The organism is Nitrospira sp., assembly GCA_005116745.1.
Classification (GTDB): Bacteria; Nitrospirota; Nitrospiria; order Nitrospirales; family Nitrospiraceae; genus Nitrospira_D.
Map to the genome: position 1 here is coordinate 35183 of SWDS01000002.1, position 19152 is coordinate 54334.

Below are 19152 nucleotides of genomic sequence, written 5' to 3' on the forward strand. Positions count from 1 at the left end.
CTCCAGTTGGTACGTTAGCTCTCACCCCAGTTTCTTCCTTAACAACTCATTCACCTTCCCAGGATTCGCCTTTCCCCCGCTCGTCTTCATCACCTGTCCGACCAAAAATCCCAATACTTGTTGTTTCCCCTCTTTGAACTGCGCAACCTGCGCTGGATTCTTGCTCAATACCTCAGCAATGATCTGTTCGAGCGCCCCTTCGTCTGAGACCTGCGTTAACCCTTTTTCCTGCACAATCTGTTCAGGAACCTTCCCACTGCTATAAAGTTCAGGGAAAATATCGCGCGCCACTTTTAAGCTAATCGTCCCTTTGTCCACCAGCTGCAACAGACTCACCAACCGTTCAGGCGTGACAGGCGACACTGCAATATCAGTCCCAGAGTTGTTCAACTCTCGCATCAACTCCCCCATCACCCAATTACTTACGATCTTAGGTTGAGGGAACTGCTCCACACAGGCTTCGAAATAATCCGCCATGCCCTTCGAAGCCGTCAGGATAGTAGCGTCATATTCCGGCAACCCATAGTCCGAAACGAATCGTTTCGTCCGCATGGCCGGCAGTTCGGGCAAGCGGCTACGGAATCCATCGATCCACGCTTGATCCAACTGCAACGGCACCAGATCTGGATCAGGGAAATAGCGGTAGTCATGGGCTTCCTCTTTGGAACGCATGACTGCCGTTTCACCACGCTCGATATTCCAGAGCCTCGTTTCCTGGCGAATCTTGCCTCCCTCAGTCAACACTTTGGTCTGCCGCTTGATCTCATACTCAACTGCATCCTTCACATACTTGAAGGAGTTGATGTTCTTCAGCTCGACCTTCGTCCCAAACTCCTGTTGCCCTGACGGACGCAGCGACAAATTCGGCTCACACCGAAAGCTCCCCTCCTCCATGTTGCCGTCACAGACGTCAAGGTACATTAAGATTTCCCGCAACCCTTTGAGATAGGCCACCACCTCGTCAGCCGAATGCATGTCTGGTTCCGTCACGATCTCCAACAGCGGTGTGCCAGCTCGGTTTAGATCGACCCGACTCCCACTGGTACCGGTCTCATGGATACTTTTCCCAGCATCCTCTTCCAAATGCGCGCGACGAATGCGGATACGTTTCGTCTCCCCGCTACTATCACAAACCTCAATCCATCCATGTTCGCAAATCGGGGACTCATATTGGGAAATCTGATACCCCTTAGGCAGATCCGGGTAGAAATAGTGCTTTCTCGCGAATTGATTATTCGCCGCGATGGTACAGTTCAGTGCCAAACCGGCACGAACCGCCATTTCGACTGCCATTCGGTTGATGACGGGCAAGCTGCCTGGCAGACCAAGACAGATCGGACAGGTCTGACTGTTGGCCGACAGACCAAATGTCGTGCCGCACCCGCAGAACATCTTGGAGTTGGTCCGCAGCTGTGCGTGGACCTCCACTCCGATGACTGTCTCAAAAATCATCCTCGATCAGACCCCTCATCGGAGGTGCGACCGCGTTCGCGCCTCATGGCTTCACGTCCGGCATCGAATGCCTCTCGCAGCACCGACTGCTTCGTTTCGACAAACTCCTTGCCCTGATCAACGGCTTCTTCAAACACCTCACCGGCGCGCCCAGCAAGATCTCGAAGATCGTGTTCCGCACGACGGGCATACCCCCGGAGTCGATCACGCGATTCGCTCCCTGCTTGTGGCGCCAACAACAATGCCGCGACCGCACCCATCGCTGCCCCGCTCAGAAAAGCCAAAAAGACCGCCGCTGATGTTCCTCGTTCATCCGCCATTGTGTGTCCCTCCTTCCGGTCTGATTCGTTCCCGCACGACATGAGTGGCCGCCTTGAAGCCTGCAACCATGCTCGCCACATTGTTCAACAGCGTCCCACCTGACCCACGAACGATATTATGGACTTGTTGCACGGACTCACCAACTTCACCCACCGCATGCAGCAAGACCGCTGCATGCTCGACGCCCTCGCGCGCCTGATTCGTCACGTCGTTTAAGTTCTGGCTCACCGCACGCAATTCTGCCACGAGAGCCGGCATCTCGGCGTTCAGCTTCGAGAGGAGCTGTTCGGACTCGGCCACCGTTTTGCGAACCTGCATTAATACCGGTACGAGATACCCGACCAGCACGGCGAATACCACGGCCACAAGGAGTGCAGCGATTTCGACGATGGTCATTATTGCCAACCCTCCCGGTTATTCATCTCGTATGCCCTCTCGTCTCCTCTCCAATTCTCCCATAACCCCTACCGTATCGTCGGTTTCTTAAGATGCCATTGCGTCGATTGCTCATAAACATGGGCCGCTCGAAGTATCGTCTCTTCTTCGAACGCTCGCCCGATCAATTGCAGCCCGATCGGAAGTCCCTCTTTACTGAAGCCGCAGGGCAGAGCAATCGCCGGCAATCCGGCTAGATTGACCGAGATCGTGTAAACATCGGAGAGGTACATCTGCAGCGGATCTTCGCTCTTTTCGCCAAGTTTGAAGGCCGGAGTCGGTGTCGCCGGGGTCACAATCAGATCGACTTCTTTAAACGCAGCGTCGAAATCCTGGCAGACCAACGTTCGTACGGCTTGAGCTTTCCCATAGTACGCATCATAATACCCGGCGCTGAGGACATAGGTCCCCAGCATGATCCGACGCTTCACCTCCGGGCCAAACCCTTCCTGTCTCGTTTTCATGTAGAGGTCGAGAAGATCCTTGGTCTCCTTGGCACGAAAACCGAACTTCACCCCATCGAAACGAGCAAGATTCGAGCTAGCTTCCGCCGTAGCAATCACATAGTACACCGCCACAGCTGCATCGGTCTTCGGCAGACGGATTTCCTTGATCTCAGCTCCAAGCTGTTTCAACTCCCCAATAGCCGCTCTGACCGACTGCTCGACATCCGGATCGAGTCCTTCAGCAAAAAACTCAACCGGCACACCGACCTTCACAGTTTTGAGATCCCGTTTTTGCAGCGCTTTCATATAATTTGGAACAGGGCGGTCCACCGACGTGGAATCCATCGGATCATGACCTGCAATGGCCTGAAGAAGAAACGCCGAATCGGATACATCTCTCGTGATCGGCCCGATTTGATCCAGCGAGGAGGCAAACGCGACCAGCCCATACCGTGACACTCGTCCATACGTCGGCTTCAGTCCGACCACGCCACAGAAGGCTGCCGGCTGCCTGATGGATCCGCCGGTGTCTGAGCCAAGCGCCGCCACACATTCCTCTGCCGCCACTGCCGCAGCCGATCCCCCACTTGATCCTCCCGGTACACAGTGCAGATTCCAAGGATTCCGGCTGGGGCCGAACGCGGAATTTTCCGTTGATGATCCCATTGCGAATTCATCTAAATTTGTCTTACCCAACAATATGTAGTCTTGCGCACGCAACTTGGCGATGACCGTCGCATCGTACGGCGGCACAAAATTCTGCAACATGCGAGAGCTACAGGTCGTAGCGATGCCGTCCGTACAGATATTATCCTTGATGGCCAGAGGCATTCCGGTGAGCGGCTGGGTCTTCCGCCATCCCTTGAGCTTTCGGTCCAAGACCTCAGCCTCCATCAAGGCTGATTCTTTCGCTTGCGTGACGAAGGCCTTTACTTTTGGCTCCACATGGCCAATGCGCATGAAGTAGGCACGCACGATCTCTGTAGCCGTCACTTCCCCTGCCTGGAATTGTTTCTGAAGCTCATAGAGGGTTAGTTTATGAAGGGACATGAACCTCTCGTTCCCAACTGGTGATCTGCGCACGAACCGACAGGAGGCCTCATCGGTCAGCCTGTCCGTGGCGTATCAGCTCACCGCCACAATTCGATTTTTCTCATTCACCCGGACGATCTTGGGGGTGTGCCTCTTGATCTCTTCTTCGCTGTAATACTCATAACAAAAGATGATGATCTGATCTCCGACCGCCGCCTTTCGCGCGGTGGGCCCATTCAAAATGATCTCCCCTTTTCCTCGCGTCCCGTTGATCGCATAGGTCATGAATCGCTCGCCGTTATTCAAGTTCGAGCAGACAATCGCCTCATAGGGGAGGATCCCTGCCGCCTCCATCAAGTCTTGATCGATTGTCAGGCTGCCTTCATACTCGAGATGGGCCCCGGTCACTGTGGCACGGTGAATTTTCGAACGTAACATTTGTCGGAACATGTATCTTCCCGTTATTCGTCAATCGCTGCGTGCTTTCGTTGTGGTCAACGTGCGAGTCGGCTACCTGACGATTAACGCTCCTCTAGAATTTTAGGGACAACAAACCCATCCACTTCACGCTCTGGCGCATTCGCCAACGCCTGCTCTGAAGACAGTGATGGGTGCACAAAATCCTCACGAAACACATTCACGTGTCCCATGACCGTGGCGGTCGGTTCGATTCCCGTCGTGTCGTACTGACTCAACGTATCGACATGCCCGAGAATCTGGGTCAACTGCTTGGCGAATGTCTCTTGTTCGGCAGCGCTCACCGCCAATCTCGCCAGCTGCGCCACCTTCTCAACATCCTTTTGCGTAATCTCCACTCTCGTTCTCCTTCTTCCTCCATCCTCTTCCCAATGAGGCGTGAAGGTAGGGTCCCTTACTGCGCGCATTCAACGAGGGTCTTCTGAGGCCGCGCGTTGAGCGAGCACGGGGACCCGGCCTTCGCACCTCATTCTACCGTCACACTCTTGGCAAGATTCCTCGGCTGATCGACGTCCGCCCCGCGCAATACGGCGATATGATAGGCAAGGAGCTGAAGCGGGATGGTAAACAACATCGGCGAGATCAGCGGGTGGGTATCAGGAACGGTAAACACCGCATCCGCAATCTTGCCGAGCTCCCGCTCTCCTTCTGCCACGAAGGCAATCACCGGTGCGTGTCGCGCTTTTACTTCCATGAGATTGCTGACGGTTTTGTCATACAGTTTGTCTCGGGGCGCCAAGACCACGACCGGCATATCCTTATCGATCAACGCAATCGGACCATGCTTCATCTCGCCCGCCGCATAGCCTTCGGCATGGATATACGAAATCTCTTTCAGCTTCAGCGCGCCTTCCAGTGCGATCGGATAGTTGATCCCGCGTCCTAAGAATAAAAAGTTACGCTTCTTGTAATATCGCTTGGCAATTGCCACGATTTCAGCCTCTCGTTGCAACACGCGCTCGACTAATACCGGCAACTGCACCAACCGATCTAACCAGGCTTTTCCGTCTGCCACCTTCATCACATTACGAACTCTGGCAAAATGCAAGGCCAGCAAATACAGCGCCGTGAGCTGCGCGGTAAACGCTTTGGTCGAGGCGACGCCAATTTCCGGTCCGCAATGCGTGTACAGCACCCCATCTGACTCGCGCGCCAAGGTGCTGCCGACAACGTTCACGATGGAGACAACACGCGCCCCTTTTCCTTTTGCTTCTCGCGCAGCAGCCAGCGTATCAGCCGTCTCGCCGGACTGAGAAATTGTGACAAATAGATCGTTCTTCCCGACGAGCGGATCGCGATACCGAAACTCGCTCCCGATATCCACCTGAACCGGTGTACGAACCAATTCTTCAAATAAATATTTCCCGACCTGGCCGGCATGCCAAGAGGTGCCACAGGCGACGATCCAAATCCGCTCAACCGCTGCAAACTCTTTCGGTGTGAGCCCGATGTCTGGCAGATCCGCTTCGCCAGTCTCATAGGAGTACCGTCCGCGCATCGTATCAAGGATTGTCTGCGGTTGTTCGTGAATTTCTTTCAGCATGAAGTGCGGATAGCCGCCCTTCTCCGCCGCCGACGCATCCCAGGTAATTTTCGTTGATTTGCGCGAGACTGCATGGCCATCGACGTCGGTGAGATGCAGGTCGTCTTGAGTGACAACTGCCACATCCCCTTCTTCGAGATAGGTCACTTCGCGCGTGTGCGCGAGCATCGCCATGACATCGGAAGCGATGTACGAGGCGTGCTTGGTCCGCCCAACCACCAACGGGCATCCAGACCGCGCGGCAATCAACGTCCCGGGTTCTCGCTCTGACATGACGGCCAGTGCGTAACTGCCACTCACATCTTTCGTCGCCAACCGTACGGCATCAGCCAGCAGCTTCCCTTTCTGAAGGTATTTATCGATCAAATGCGCGACGACCTCCGTATCGGTTTCCGATACAAATTTGTAGCCGTCCTTTTCCAATTGCTGTTTGAGTTGCTGGTAGTTTTCAATAATCCCGTTGTGGACCAACACGCAGCCTTTGGACCGATGCGGATGGGCATTCTGTTCTGAAGGCTTCCCATGGGTCGCCCAGCGAGTATGGCCGATTCCGACCGTCCCCTTGAGCTCCTTCGCCTTGAGCGAATTTTGAAGATTGACCAGCTTGCCCACACTCCGCCTAACGACAATTTTCGCCCCCTCCATGACGGCGACTCCAGAGGAATCGTAGCCCCGGTACTCCAACTTTGCCAATCCCCCGATGAGAATCGGAACCGCCTCTTGATTACCGATATATCCGACGATCCCACACATAGGCGTTGCTCCTAGATCTGAATCGACTAACGGGCGAACAATCAATCCGCCGCGATCACCGTCTCGCTGACTTTGCGCGCCCCCTCTTCATAGGACTCGAAGCTTTTTTGTTCTTCTGTTTCCTCGGCCCGCTGGAAGCCTTTGTCGAGTCTTGGCTCAGCATCCCAGCGGTCAGCAACACCCGACGTTTGGCTGCCCACCCAACTCGATTGACTTGCAATACACGAGCAATCGCCAATGAATCAGCCGGGACGTTCTGTGTCACGGTCGTCCCCGCCGCCACCACTGATCCCTCTCCAATCGTCACCGGCGCAATCAGCTGCGTATCGCTTCCAAGAAACACATTCTTGCCAATCACTGTTCGATGCTTTCGCGCTCCGTCGTAGTTACAGGTGATGGTGCCGGCGCCGATATTCACCCCTTCTGCGATCGTGGCATCACCTAAATAACTGAGATGATTGGCCTTCGAGCCTTCGCCCAATTCAGTGTTCTTCATCTCGACAAAATTTCCGACTTTCGCTTTCCGCCTGACCACCACACCTGGACGAAGATGCACGAACGGGCCGAGATGTGCGCCATCATGCACGTCCGACGCAGCCAGCACGCAGGAGTCTAAAATCTCGACGTGATTGCCGATCACACAATCGGTGATACGGACCCCGGAACGGATTGTCGTCCCTTCACCGATGCTGGTGTTGCCTTCGAGACTCACGTGTGGATACAGCACGGTATCTCGTCCAATGGTGACTCCGGCGTCAACCCACACGGAGCCAGGATCCCGCATCGTGACTCCGGCGTCAAGCCAGTGTTCGCGAATCTGCTGACGGACGACCTGCTCCGCAGCCGCCAGCTGATGCCTAGTATTGACTCCCAGCCCCTCGTCGGGATCTTGAAGGATCACCGCCGCAACAGGCCGCCCCTGGTCAACTGCCATCCGAACAATATCCGTCAGATAGTATTCATTCTGCGCGTTGCGTGGCTCGAGCTTATCCAGAGCCTCGAAGAGAAAATCTCCGGACACGACATACGTCCCTACGTTGATTTCCTTGGTAGCCCGTTCGACCGAGGTGGCATCACGATCTTCAACGATCTTCAGCACATCGGACGAAGTGACTTTACTCTGGTGAGATCCGCCAGACTCCCGGCGAATGACTCGACCATAGCCACTGGGATCATCGAGCATCGCCGTCAGAATCGTCACAGTGGCGCGCTGGGATTGATGGGCTCGCAAAAGTTCGCGCGCCGTCTCTTCCTTTAGCAACGGAGTGTCACCATTCAAGATAAGATAATTCGTCGGACGCTCCTCATCGCCCAGACAAAACACGGGGCGGCTTTGCAGCACCGCATGGCCGGTCCCGAGTTGCTCGGCTTGCTCGACAATGCTCACAGACTTTGATCCCAGCCTACCGGCAATACCTGCTTCAATCACATGCCGAACCTTGTCGGATTGATGCCCAACCACAACCGCAATACGATGGCCCGCGAGTTGGAGCGCCACATCAACCGCGTAGAGAACCATTGGCTGGCCCGCGACATGATGCAACACTTTGACTTGGGTGGACTTCATCCGTTTGCCCAACCCGGCCGCCATCACAATCACGCCTAAGCCCGGAATACGCGAGACCGTTGTGCCTTGATCCACTGATTGTTTCATCGAAGACTCCGAAAATAAGAGGACCGCAATTGAGTATCAGAACCCCGGGTTTATCCGATCGGCACACCGGCATCTGGCTGTTTGACCTGACTCCACTTCGGCTCTCCCTTCAGGGCCGAAGCCATGGCACCGGATGGCGTATAGAGACCACCCGATACAATCAGTTTCATCGCTTCTTCAATACTGATATCAACAGATATGACTTCTTGTTCCGGCACTAAGAGGAAATACCCCGACGTCGGATTGGGCGAGGTAGGCACGTACACATGAATCAGCGCCTCCGGGCCCAATGCCGTGGTCTCGCCTTTCGTCATGCCAGTCACAAACGCAAAACAATAATGGCCGTTCTTTGGGAATTGAATCAAGACCACCCGACGATACGACCCTCGCTCCGAAAAAGACAGAATATCCATCATGGACTTCAGCGTGGAATAAATCCCCCGGACAAGGGGCAGACGGTTGAGCCAATCTTCCCAATGACCCACAATCTGACGCCCGATGAAGTTTGCCGCAAACAACCCGACTAAAAAGATGAGCAGAACCAGTGTGATGATCCCTAGGCCGGGAATATAGTGATCCGGCACCAATTCTGCGACGGCTTCGCCCAAGATGCCGTCTACCGCAACGAATAGGGTTTTCAGGATGAGAATCGTGCCCCAAATAGGGGTGACAAGGAGGAGGCCTGTGAGAAAATAGCGTCTTAGCGCGACCTTGAGCATGAATCACCGACACCCAACCATTGGGGAGAGCATTGCGTGATTCATCTTACAGAGATCCTGACAGACCCCGCAAGCATTTTATTGTAAATTTCAACGGGTTATGTGCTTAGACCGGGTGGATTCAAAAAAGATACTGGTCTTGCTATTCGCCTCGACCTGACATAGGATCGCTCCCCGATTGCGACTGCGAATGAAAATTGCCAATGGGTAGAACAACAAGAAAATCGACGGGCATCTTCATGACGCTGGAAGGCGGTGAAGGAAGCGGAAAAACGACACAAGCTCGAAGACTGTGCGAGCGGCTGACTGCGCAAGGCCTGAACGTGCTGCATACCCGAGAACCGGGAGGGACGCTTCTCGCCGAACGTCTGCGCAGTATACTGCTCGACCATTCAGGGGAAACCATTGCCCCTGAAACGGAAGCCTACCTTATTTTCGCGGCCAGACGCCAGCATGTGGATCACGTCATCAAACCCGCACTCGCCCGCGGAGTGACGGTCGTCTGTGATCGATTCTCAGACTCGACGATGGCCTATCAGGGATATGGACGGGGGTTGGACCTACGAATATTGCGCACAATGAACGACTGGGCGACCGGGAAACTGGCCCCTCAACTCACGTTGCTCTTCGACGTCCCCGTTGCGGTCGGACTCAGCCGACGCCGTGGTCGCGCTACCACTCAAAATCGACTCGATCGAGAAGCCGAGCGATTCCACCGGAAAGTCCGGGCGGGATTTCACGTATTGGCACGACAAGAACCTCGACGCATCATGGTGATCGATTCCGCACAACCGCTGGAGTCGGTGACCCAGACCGTAGAAGAGCTGGTTCTGAACTGGCTCAAGACCTATCGCAGACGGACATCGAGACGCCGATAGCCCATGCCTTTCGCCGATATCACAGGCCACGCGCAACCCATCTCCCTCCTTCAGGCAACCGTCTGTAATGGACGCTTGGCCCATGCCTATCTGTTCTATGGCGAAGCCAGGATCGGAAAGTTGATGACCGCCGTGAGACTGGCACAGGCCCTCAACTGCGAGCAACCCTCGCAGACAGAGGCTCAGGATAGCTGTGGTCGATGCCGATCCTGCCTTCAGATAGCCGCTCGGACGCACCCGGATTACTTTGTCATCGAGCCCGATCCGAAAGCCGCCACGCCGCAAATCAAAATCGAGCAGGTGCGGGAGATCGAACAACAGTTCGTCTATCGCCCACTCATCGGGGAACGAAAAATTTGCCTGATTGACGACGCGGACCGACTGACGATCGGTGCAGCGAACGCGCTCCTCAAGACCTTGGAAGAGCCTCCAGGTGATAGTCTCTTTATCCTCGTCACCAACCGGCTTCAGGCGCTTCCGATCACCATTCGATCACGCTGCCAAGCGCTCCGTTTCACGACGCCCGCCCGCACCCAAGTTGAGGCCGCATTGATCCTCAAGCGGGAGCTTCCTCCTGCCGACGCCCGTTTCCTGGCGGTCTTCGCCGATGGCCGAATCGGAGAAGCGCTCACGGCGAATGTGGCAGACGTTCGTGCGCGACAACAAGAATGCCTGGCGTTGGTGAAGCCGGAAAGCTTGCTGTCGAGCGGAACCATCCTCTCGGCAGCGGAAAGCTTGGCAAAGACGGACCGTGGTGAAGAAACCCTCGCATGGCTCACACGATGGATTCGCGATCTGGTCATCGTCATCGTCGATGGAGATCATGATCAACTCCTTCACCTCGACCACATCACAGACCTGCGACAATACGCCCAGCGAGCAGACATCGATGCTCTCCTGACCCTCTTGAATGAGATCGAGCGTACCGAACAGCAAGCCACGCGACACCTCAACGTGCAGATGGCACTGGAAATGACATTCCTTCGCCTGCGAGAAGCGCTTGGCCTTGTCCCCGCCGGAGCCACAACCTAGCCAAAAGCGACGCCAACCTGATATCTTGCCCGCGATATGACAGACACGAACCCCTTCTACATCACCACTCCGATTTACTACGTCAATGATGTCCCACACATCGGCCATGCCTACACCACCATCGCGGCCGACGTGCTGGCGCGCTACTGGCGGCTACGTGGCCGTGAGGTCTTCTTTTTGACCGGTCTCGATGAACATGGCCAGAAAGTGCAACAGGCCGCGGCCAAAGCCGACATCAACCCTCAGGCCCACTGCGATAAGCTTGCGCCTCAGTTTCAAACATTATGGCAACGCCTCAACATCTCAAACGATGCGTTCATTCGGACGACGGATCTCGAGCACAAGGCCATTGTCCAACGATACCTTCAGGAGCTCTACGACAAGAATCTCATTTATCAGGATTCGTATACCGGTTGGTACTGCACGTTCGATGAGCGGTTCTGGACTGAGAAAGACGTGGAGTCTGGACTCTGTCCGGACTGCAAACGCCCCGTCGAACAGCTCAGCGAGCACAACTACTTCTTCAAGATGGGGCAATATCAGGACCGCTTGATCGAACACATCAAGACGCATCTGGATTTTATTCGTCCGGAATCGCGACGCAACGAAGTCCTTGGGTTCTTACAAACCCAAAAACTAGGCGACCTCTCGATCTCGAGACCAAAATCACGACTCTCCTGGGGGATCGAACTGCCGTTCGACAATGACTACGTCACCTATGTCTGGTTCGATGCGCTGGTGAATTACATGTCCGCGCTGGACTATCTCCCGAGAGAGAAGCCGACGGGAAGCCAATTTTGGCCTGCGAATGTCCATCTTGTCGGAAAGGACATCCTGACGACCCATGCCGTGTATTGGTCCACGATGCTCATGGCGTTGAACCTGCCGTTGCCGGAGACCATCTTTGCCCATGGTTGGTGGACGGTCGACGGCGAAAAAATGTCGAAGAGCCGCGGCAATGTCGTCGATCCCAATAAGATGATCGATGAAGTCGGGGCGGATGCGTTTCGCTATTTCTTACTGCGCGAGGTGCCATTTGGACAAGACGGAGACTACTCCCTTGCCGGGATGGTGACGCGCATCAATAGTGATCTTGCCAACGGCCTGGGTAATCTCTTGAGTCGAACGCTCACCCTTATCGAGCGGTCTCAAGGAGGGTTGGTACCGGCTCCCGGGACAGGTGGACCAGCAGAGCGAGAACTCGAACAAGCCATAGTCTCTCTCCTAAACACCGTGTTGCCGCATCATCTGGAGCAATTGGAGTTTAACCGGGCCCTGGAAGCTATCTGGCACGTCGTCCAACTTGCTAATCAATATGTCGACAAGACCGCGCCCTGGACATTGGTTAAGCATGAGAGCAATGCGGAACAACTGAGGACTGTCCTCTATACCATGGCAGAGACGCTGCGCTGCCTCAGCTTAGCCATATATCCCATAATGCCTAACAGTGCGCGGTTAATCTGCGGCCAGCTTGGCATCTCAGCTGAATTCACAAGCCCTCTACTGAAAGATACGGTTGAATGGGGTGGGTTGAAGCCAGGCACCATCATCCATAAAGGCCCATCGCTTTTCCCGCGTATCGAATCAAAACCAGGAGTAAAACCAGTGAGCGAACCATCTATCCCTTCACCGTCGACCTCTACTGCGCCAACAACTACAGCAACTCCCCCAACAACGCCCCCTGCAGCAGCTCCAGTCGCACCGCCCCAGATCACCATCGACGATTTCATGAAGATTCAGCTGAAGACAGCAAAGGTCATCAGTGCAGAACGCGTCCCGAAGTCAGAGAAGCTGTTGAAGCTACAAGTCTCTCTCGGCGCCGAGCAGCGCCAGATCGTGGCGGGCATCGGCAAGAAGTACGAGCCTGATGCACTGGTCGGGAAAACCATCGTGATTGTGGCCAATCTCAAACCGGCGAAGCTTATGGGCATCGAATCGCAGGGCATGGTACTGGCTGCTGGCGATGCCGACGTGCGTGGACTGCTCACCATTCAAGAAGAAGTGGACCCTGGCACGAAGGTGAAATGACACGATCTTCCTTCGCCCTGGTGGGACTGATCTTCTCGTTCACCCTACTGTCTTACCCCTCGACTCCGGTCCGAAGCCAAACACCTCCCAATATCCCGCTCAACGGCCCACAACCCACGGTAGTACTGGTCCGAGTCGTCGCGCACGGGGCCATGGTGTTAGGCCGAGAGGTCGGTGGAGCGCGTGTGACGATCACGGAGGTGGCGACTGGCCAAATTCTGGCTACGGGTCTGCAGCAGGGCGGGTCCGGCGACCAGAACCAAATCATGCGCACACCGCACATGATAGAAGAACCAGTCTACAGCTCTCGCCCCTCCGCGGTGTTCACCACAACGTTGCAACTACACAAACCGACGTTGGTGGAGATCTCCGCCGAAGGACCGCTGGCCTATCCTGCCGCATCACAGAAAACGAGTAAGACTCTACTCGTCATCCCAGGACAGGATCTCACGCATGATGGTATCGTGCTGCACCTCTATGGGTACCTCGTCCAAATTGAGCGACCCACACCGCCCGAACCGCTGATCGCCAAAGACGACGTGAAACTCCGAGCCTCGGTCCGAACCCTGTCCGGCTCCTTAGTCCGCCCCCACGGAGATTGGGACTCACGAAAGATCCGTATCTATGGAGAGGTGTTGATCGGAGACCGAATCATTGAGCGGCTGCAGATGTTTTACGATGAAGGGAGCCGCACATTTGAAGCGCCGTTCTTTGTGCCGCCATCGAAGGAAGTTCCCGACGGGATCACGCTGCGTGTGATCGCCTCAGATCTCTCAACCGGTAATGCAGGAATCGATCAAGTCACCTACCCAGTCCTGAGTGAGCGCCTCCCTTCAAAACCGATCCACTAGCCACTGCAAACTTACTGGAGACAAACCTCCGGCAAGACTTGCTGCGTCGCGTCGCCCATGCGACACTGTTATGCATGACAGCACTTGCCTCGTACACACATCTCCGATCGCGGCTCCAACTTGCACTAGCCATCAATGCCGTGATTATCGCGGCTGAGTTTGCTGGCGGCTGGCTTCTCAATAGTATCGGCTTGATGAGCGACGCAGGCCACAACCTTGTCGATCAAGGATCGCTCTTTCTCGCACTCTATGCCCATCTCCTCACCGCACGGCCGGCTTCCGAGAGCCGGACCTTCGGCTACCATCGAGCCGGTATCATCGCGGCGTTTCTGAACAGTTTCATTCTGTTGCTCACCGCTGCCGGCATCGCACTGGTCGGCCTGAAGCGATTGCTACAACCCGTCCCCGTGGACGGTGGATGGGTGATGGCGGTCGCCGCCGTCAGCTTCCTAGCCAATCTCGGGATCGCCCTTTTACTCCAGCATGGCGCGAAAGATGATTTGAACATTCGGAGTGCGTTCTGGCACATGTTGGGAGATGCGTGGGTCTCACTCGGCGTGATTGTCAGCGGCGGCGCGATTCTCCTGACAGGATGGACGATCCTAGATCCGCTCGTGAGTTTACTGATTGTCGGAGTCATTCTCCGAGGAGCCTGGCCGATCTTTAAAGAGTCGATGGATGTCCTGTTGGAGTCAACTCCGCCGGGCATCAGCGCATCTCAAGTGGCCACGACCATGGAGGCCATCCCCGGCGTCACAAACGTGCACGATCTTCACATTTGGGCCGTCGAGCCTCGACTGGTCATGCTCACCAGCCACGTGATGATCGAGCGTCACCGTACCCCTTTGGAGTTGCTGCAGCTGATCCAGAACAGGATCACGACGGACTTCGGCATCAAGCATATGACCATCCAACTAGAAACCGAATGTTGCGACCCCGACGACATCCACTGCGACCTTCGGAAACTGACTGACCAGCATCACGAAGCCCACGGCTTCGCACATCATCATTGATCTTCTTGTCGCTGCCTCAGCTAATCGAAACCATGAATGATTCGGACCTCCCCTATAATCGGCTGCGAAGAGGCCATCGCTGAACCGGATGACGAAACATGCATCTCGAAGCACACGCTTCATTCCGTCAAGAATACTTCCTCCTCCTCGACCCACTGGCCATATGGATATGATTAGCAGGAAAGAATTACGAAGTATCTCTTGCTGTGCTGATCCTGCTACGAGTCCTGGACCGGCTCACCTCTAATTTCGGCCCTGACAAATAATCGTGCGTTTCTGGTATCCTACCCCCGTTTCTTCACCACCTGGACTCACTACCTGTGACTATCTAAAGGGGGAAAGCAGATGTTTCCCAAATTCTTACGTAACTCCCTCGTCGCCGTATCCTTGTTACTGTTGTTGACGGGCTGTATCGCCAAGCAGTATGTCGTTCACCCACCGCCGCCGACGCTGTTGTCGGCCACCCAGCCCCCCCTCTCTTCGGCCACCGAGTCAACCCTCAGCCTTCCTGTTCAGATGGACCTCGCGCCGTTTCTAGCTACGGTCAACGATGAGAACGTCATTCCAAAAGTGTTTGATCAATCAGGCAACCCCATCAAGCACTCGAAAGGCATTGAACACAAGTATTATGTGGAGCGGGATGATTTTACGACCGAACGTGTCGACTCCTACCAATCCATGAGCCAGGATCAAGGTGCCATGCTCCGCGATTGGTGGAAGGGAATCGACCTTCCGGGGACTCACCTCCCCCTCACCGCTGAGCTTCATCCTCACCTCGGTACGCAGGCACCCACACCGACCGTCAAGGCACCCGCCGACTGTGACGCCGGCCAGGGGCGGTTGCGAAAAACAATGCTGCATACTGGTATCGTCATTGGCATGACTCCAAACTACGGTCTGTCCGCATCCGTCGCCGATGTAGCAGTGAATACCATTGATCCATGTACCGCTCGCATCATCACGACCGACCTTCCCCAGGACGCCAGGAATAGGTTGACGGACACGGTACGAGGCGGCCTCCAGCACGCGGTCGCTAGCCTTCACGCGAGCACGGTTCGCCCTCAAGTGGAAGAAGCATGGAACGGGTTGCGCGCCCCTATTCAATTGGAACCGAACGCGTGGCTCCACCTCAATGTCGAAAAGATTAAACGCAATGAGTTCTCGATAGAGAGACAGAGTCTTCAGGACACGCTGCACATCATCGCCACGCCGGTGATCGTCTTCGGTTCCGAACCACCTGTTGCCGCTGCAGCACTTCCTCAACTCGATACACAACCGGCTTCCCCTGGATTCCACGTCGTCGCTGACATTCCGCTGGACTATCCCTCGCTGTCCCAATCACTTGCGGCGCGTTTGAAGGGGAAACGTGTCGCCGTGAAAGGAGACTTCATCCAGATCACTGACGCCGCCATTTTGGGTCGTGGAGGCAACCAAGTGGTCTTGCGGATAGCCTTTGCAGGAGATGCGACCGGCCACCTATATTTCGTGGGGAAACCTGAAATGAACACGTTGACACAATCCGTCCAGATCGGCGGCCTCCGTTTGGACCACGATTCCGAACAGTTCCTAGCGAAGAGTGGGCCCGATTGGCTCGCCCACTCTTCCATGAGAGAACTCGTGATGGGTGAAACCGTCCTCGGTGTGACTTCGGCGACCGACCGCATGCGAAACCTGCTTCGAATGGCACTGAATCGAACAATCAATCAGACGCTCTCCCTGCAGGGAACCGTCGTGTCGGTGCAAGGCATCGGCGTGTTCGCCGATGTGAACTCGCTGTACGTTCGAGTGATGAGTGACGGATCGCTCAATCTAAAGGCCGAGGGCAAACCCTAATCCCCGTTAGCGCAGAAAGACCAGCCAGAGGTAGAGCGCGCTGAGGGCGACGGAGCTGACCATGACAGGAAAGCCAAACTGGAAGCACTGCCAAAAAATAATCCGGCAGTCGGCCTTCCTGCCGATATCCACTCTCACGACGTTGTAATCCACCCCGAACTCATGCCTGTAGAATACCTCTCCTTACGAGACCGCGCCGAACAAAGCCACAATCGTCTTGTGGAACCGCTCGGTCATGGCACACGCCGAAGATAAAAAGAGCCAGCGTCAGAGAGGACCTTTCAGTTCTCCGAGCTCAATGAAGACGGATCATCGTACAGGCCCCCGGATTATCATGGGCCGACGGCGACCATGCAATCAGAGTTCTCTTCAGCTATTTCATTCGACGCCATTGCAGGGAACATTTTCCCCTTCCTAATCACGACCGTAGCCATTAGGATAGTTCCATGTCTATTGATCGACCCATTCAGCAGGATGATCTTGATCGTCTCATTGCCGGCACTCACTGGGCCCCTCACACGGTTCTGGGCCCACATCCCACGATGATCGACGGTCACCCCGGCTTCGCGATCCGGGCCTGGCTCCCCCAGATCACGGATGTTGAGGTCGTATCCGACTCCATCCTCAGCCCTATGACTCGCATTCGTGAGGAGGGACTGTATGAGGCGCTGCTTCCAGATACTACACTCGCTCCATCGTACACGCTTCGCGTCACAGACTATAACGGCACTGTCGCTGACATCCATGATCCCTATGCTTTTCCACCGCTGTTGACGGATCTTGAACTCCATCTCTTTACAGAAGGAACCCTGTACAAAGCCTACGACAGTTTCGGCGCCCATCTCCGCACCGTCCAAGGCGTCCCCGGAGTTCACTTTGTGCTGTGGGCTCCCAATGCTGCTCGCGTGAGCATCATCGGTGATTTCAATGGATGGAATGGACTCTGTCATCCCATGATGAGTCGAGGACTAACCGGGCTCTGGGAACTCTTCATGCCCGATCTACCGGAAGGCACCCTCTACAAGTATGAAATCCGGTCGCGAGAAGACAACGTGCTGTTGAGGAAAGCCGATCCCTATGCTGTCGCGAGCGAGGTCCGCCCGCGGACTGCCTCGGTCGTGCATGACTTGTCCAGCTACACCTGGCACGACGGCACATGGATGGCGGCCCGATCCGAATGGGATCCGCTGACCGCTCCCCTCTCCATCTATGAAGTCCATCTCGGATCATGGATGCGAGTTCCGGAGGAGGACAATCGCTGGCTCACCTATGAAGAACTCGCTGCCAAATTAATCCCCTACGCAAGGGATCTGGGCTACACACACCTGGAACTCCTGCCGGTGACAGAACATCCGTTCGATGGATCATGGGGATATCAAGCCACCGGCTACTTTGCCGCCACCAGCCGACACGGAGATCCCACAAAGTTCATGGCGTTTGTCGATGCCGCGCATCAAGCTGGCCTCGGCGTGATCATGGACTGGGCGCCGGCACACTTTCCTGACGATCCTCATGGATTGGCCCAGTTCGACGGCACACATCTCTATGACCATGCCGACCCGCGCCTCGGCTATCACCCCGATTGGCACAGCCGGATTTTTAATTACGATCGAGTCGAGGTGCGCACCTTCCTTCTGAATAGCGCTCTCTTCTGGTTGGACAAGTACCACATCGATGGATTACGCGTCGACGCCGTGGCGTCCATGCTCTACCTCGACTACGGACGACAGTCCGGTGAATGGATTCCCAATGAGTTTGGGGGCAAGGAAAATCTTGGAGCCGTTTCGCTCTTGAAAGAACTCAACGTCCTCGTCCACCGAGACTTCCCTGGAGCCGTCACAATTGCGGAAGAATCCACATCATGGCCTGGTGTCTCTCGGCCAACCTACACGGGAGGGCTCGGTTTTACGTTCAAGTGGAACATGGGGTGGATGCACGACATGCTGACCTTTTTCCAGCACGACCCAATCTACCGCCGGTTCCATCAGGACCAACTGACGTTCGGTCTGCTCTACGCCTTCAGCGAGAATTTCGTTCTCGCCCTCTCTCATGACGAAGTGGTGCACGGCAAACGAACGTTGCTCGACAAAATGCCGGGTGATGTCTGGCAGCGATTTGCGAATCTCCGGCTGCTTTATGGCTATATGTACAGCCACCCCGGGAAAAAAATGCTATTCATGGGCGGAGAGTTCGGTCAGTGGCGGGAATGGAACCATGACACCAGTTTGGATTGGCATCTCTGCGAGGATGAGCCTCATCGTGGGCTGCAACGTTTGGTCCGCGACCTGAATCGAGTCTATCGCGAGGAACCGGCGCTGCACGAAGTCGACTTTGACTGGAGCGGATTTCAGTGGATTGATTTCAGCGATACTGACAACTCCGTCATCGCCTATCTTCGAAGGGCAAACAGCACGCAAGCGGCCATCGTCTGCTTGTGCAACTTCACGCCAATGCCTCGCCACCACTACCGCATCGGCGTCACGGAACCCGGTTGGTATCAGGAAATCATCAACACTGATGGGATCGCTTACGGCGGCAGCAATATGGGAAATGGCGGTGGTGTTCACGCGACCGACACCCCGAGCCATGGCTTCCCATACTCACTGACGATCACGCTCCCACCCCTATCCATCCTCTTATTGAAGCGATAGCACCCAATTCGAACACAACTCCGCCGTCAGGAGC

The 19152-nt window shown here is 55.4% G+C and carries 16 protein-coding genes; 7 read left to right on the forward strand and 9 right to left on the reverse strand.

All coding sequences use genetic code 11. From position 1 onward, the window contains the following. Nucleotides 1–21: 21 nt before the first annotated feature. From gatB to E8D52_02325, 9 genes are all read right to left on the reverse strand, one after another. Nucleotides 22–1452, reverse strand: coding sequence for an Asp-tRNA(Asn)/Glu-tRNA(Gln) amidotransferase subunit GatB (gene gatB, locus E8D52_02285; protein ID TKB69906.1), 1431 nt, complete (start codon nucleotides 1450–1452; stop codon nucleotides 22–24). After that, nucleotides 1449–1853 carry a YtxH domain-containing protein gene (locus E8D52_02290; protein ID TKB69907.1) on the reverse strand — a complete coding sequence of 135 codons (405 nt, stop codon included), beginning with the start codon at nucleotides 1851–1853 and terminating at the stop codon, nucleotides 1449–1451. Before E8D52_02290 ends, gatB begins: the two co-directional genes overlap by 4 nt. Beyond that, nucleotides 1762–2169 (reverse strand): DUF948 domain-containing protein, encoded by a 408-nt coding sequence (locus E8D52_02295; GenBank protein TKB69908.1) that lies wholly within the window; start codon nucleotides 2167–2169, stop codon nucleotides 1762–1764. Before E8D52_02295 ends, E8D52_02290 begins: the two co-directional genes overlap by 92 nt. 68 nt (nucleotides 2170–2237) lie before the next feature. Beyond that, the gene (gene gatA, locus E8D52_02300) at nucleotides 2238–3704 is read right to left on the reverse strand and encodes an Asp-tRNA(Asn)/Glu-tRNA(Gln) amidotransferase subunit GatA (protein TKB69909.1); all 1467 of its coding nucleotides are present in this window, start codon (nucleotides 3702–3704) and stop codon (nucleotides 2238–2240) included. A gap of 75 nt (nucleotides 3705–3779) precedes the next feature. After that, the gene (locus E8D52_02305; protein ID TKB69910.1) at nucleotides 3780–4136 is read right to left on the reverse strand and encodes an aspartate 1-decarboxylase; all 357 of its coding nucleotides are present in this window, start codon (nucleotides 4134–4136) and stop codon (nucleotides 3780–3782) included. 71 nt (nucleotides 4137–4207) lie between these two features. Then, the gene (gene gatC, locus E8D52_02310) at nucleotides 4208–4501 is read right to left on the reverse strand and encodes an Asp-tRNA(Asn)/Glu-tRNA(Gln) amidotransferase subunit GatC (protein TKB69911.1); all 294 of its coding nucleotides are present in this window, start codon (nucleotides 4499–4501) and stop codon (nucleotides 4208–4210) included. A 128-nt stretch (nucleotides 4502–4629) separates the two neighbouring features. After that, a complete protein-coding gene (gene glmS, locus E8D52_02315; GenBank protein TKB69912.1) occupies nucleotides 4630–6459 on the reverse strand; it encodes a glutamine--fructose-6-phosphate transaminase (isomerizing) in 1830 nt (609 codons plus the stop codon). Between the two features lie 55 nt (nucleotides 6460–6514). Next, on the reverse strand, nucleotides 6515–8113 hold the full coding sequence (glmU, locus tag E8D52_02320) for a UDP-N-acetylglucosamine diphosphorylase/glucosamine-1-phosphate N-acetyltransferase (GenBank protein ID TKB69913.1): 1599 nt from the start codon (nucleotides 8111–8113) through the stop codon (nucleotides 6515–6517). Between the two features lie 50 nt (nucleotides 8114–8163). Further along, nucleotides 8164–8832 (reverse strand): DUF502 domain-containing protein, encoded by a 669-nt coding sequence (locus E8D52_02325; protein TKB69914.1) that lies wholly within the window; start codon nucleotides 8830–8832, stop codon nucleotides 8164–8166. Nucleotides 8833–9035: 203 nt separating this feature from the next. Here E8D52_02325 and E8D52_02330 point away from each other — a divergent pair, with 203 nt between their 5' ends. The 7 genes from E8D52_02330 to glgB all read left to right on the forward strand — a co-directional run bounded on the left by E8D52_02330 (nucleotide 9036) and on the right by glgB (nucleotide 19118). Continuing rightward, nucleotides 9036–9710, forward strand: coding sequence for a dTMP kinase (locus E8D52_02330; GenBank protein ID TKB69915.1), 675 nt, complete (start codon nucleotides 9036–9038; stop codon nucleotides 9708–9710). A gap of 3 nt (nucleotides 9711–9713) precedes the next feature. After that, on the forward strand, nucleotides 9714–10742 hold the full coding sequence (holB, locus tag E8D52_02335; GenBank protein ID TKB69916.1) for a DNA polymerase III subunit delta': 1029 nt from the start codon (nucleotides 9714–9716) through the stop codon (nucleotides 10740–10742). Nucleotides 10743–10778: 36 nt separating this feature from the next. Then, nucleotides 10779–12770: a methionine--tRNA ligase gene (gene metG, locus E8D52_02340; GenBank protein ID TKB69917.1), complete on the forward strand. Its 1992-nt coding sequence runs from the start codon at nucleotides 10779–10781 to the stop codon at nucleotides 12768–12770. After that, entirely contained in the window at nucleotides 12767–13621 is an 855-nt protein-coding gene (locus E8D52_02345) for a hypothetical protein (GenBank protein TKB69918.1), read from the forward strand. Before metG ends, E8D52_02345 begins: the two co-directional genes overlap by 4 nt. A 74-nt stretch (nucleotides 13622–13695) precedes the next feature. Next, the gene (locus E8D52_02350) at nucleotides 13696–14634 is read left to right on the forward strand and encodes a cation transporter (protein ID TKB69919.1); all 939 of its coding nucleotides are present in this window, start codon (nucleotides 13696–13698) and stop codon (nucleotides 14632–14634) included. Nucleotides 14635–14979: 345 nt separating this feature from the next. Next, nucleotides 14980–16467: a DUF4403 family protein gene (locus E8D52_02355; protein ID TKB69920.1), complete on the forward strand. Its 1488-nt coding sequence runs from the start codon at nucleotides 14980–14982 to the stop codon at nucleotides 16465–16467. 446 nt (nucleotides 16468–16913) lie between these two features. Continuing rightward, a complete protein-coding gene (gene glgB / locus E8D52_02360) occupies nucleotides 16914–19118 on the forward strand; it encodes a 1,4-alpha-glucan branching protein GlgB (GenBank protein ID TKB69921.1) in 2205 nt (734 codons plus the stop codon). Nucleotides 19119–19152: the final 34 nt, after the last annotated feature.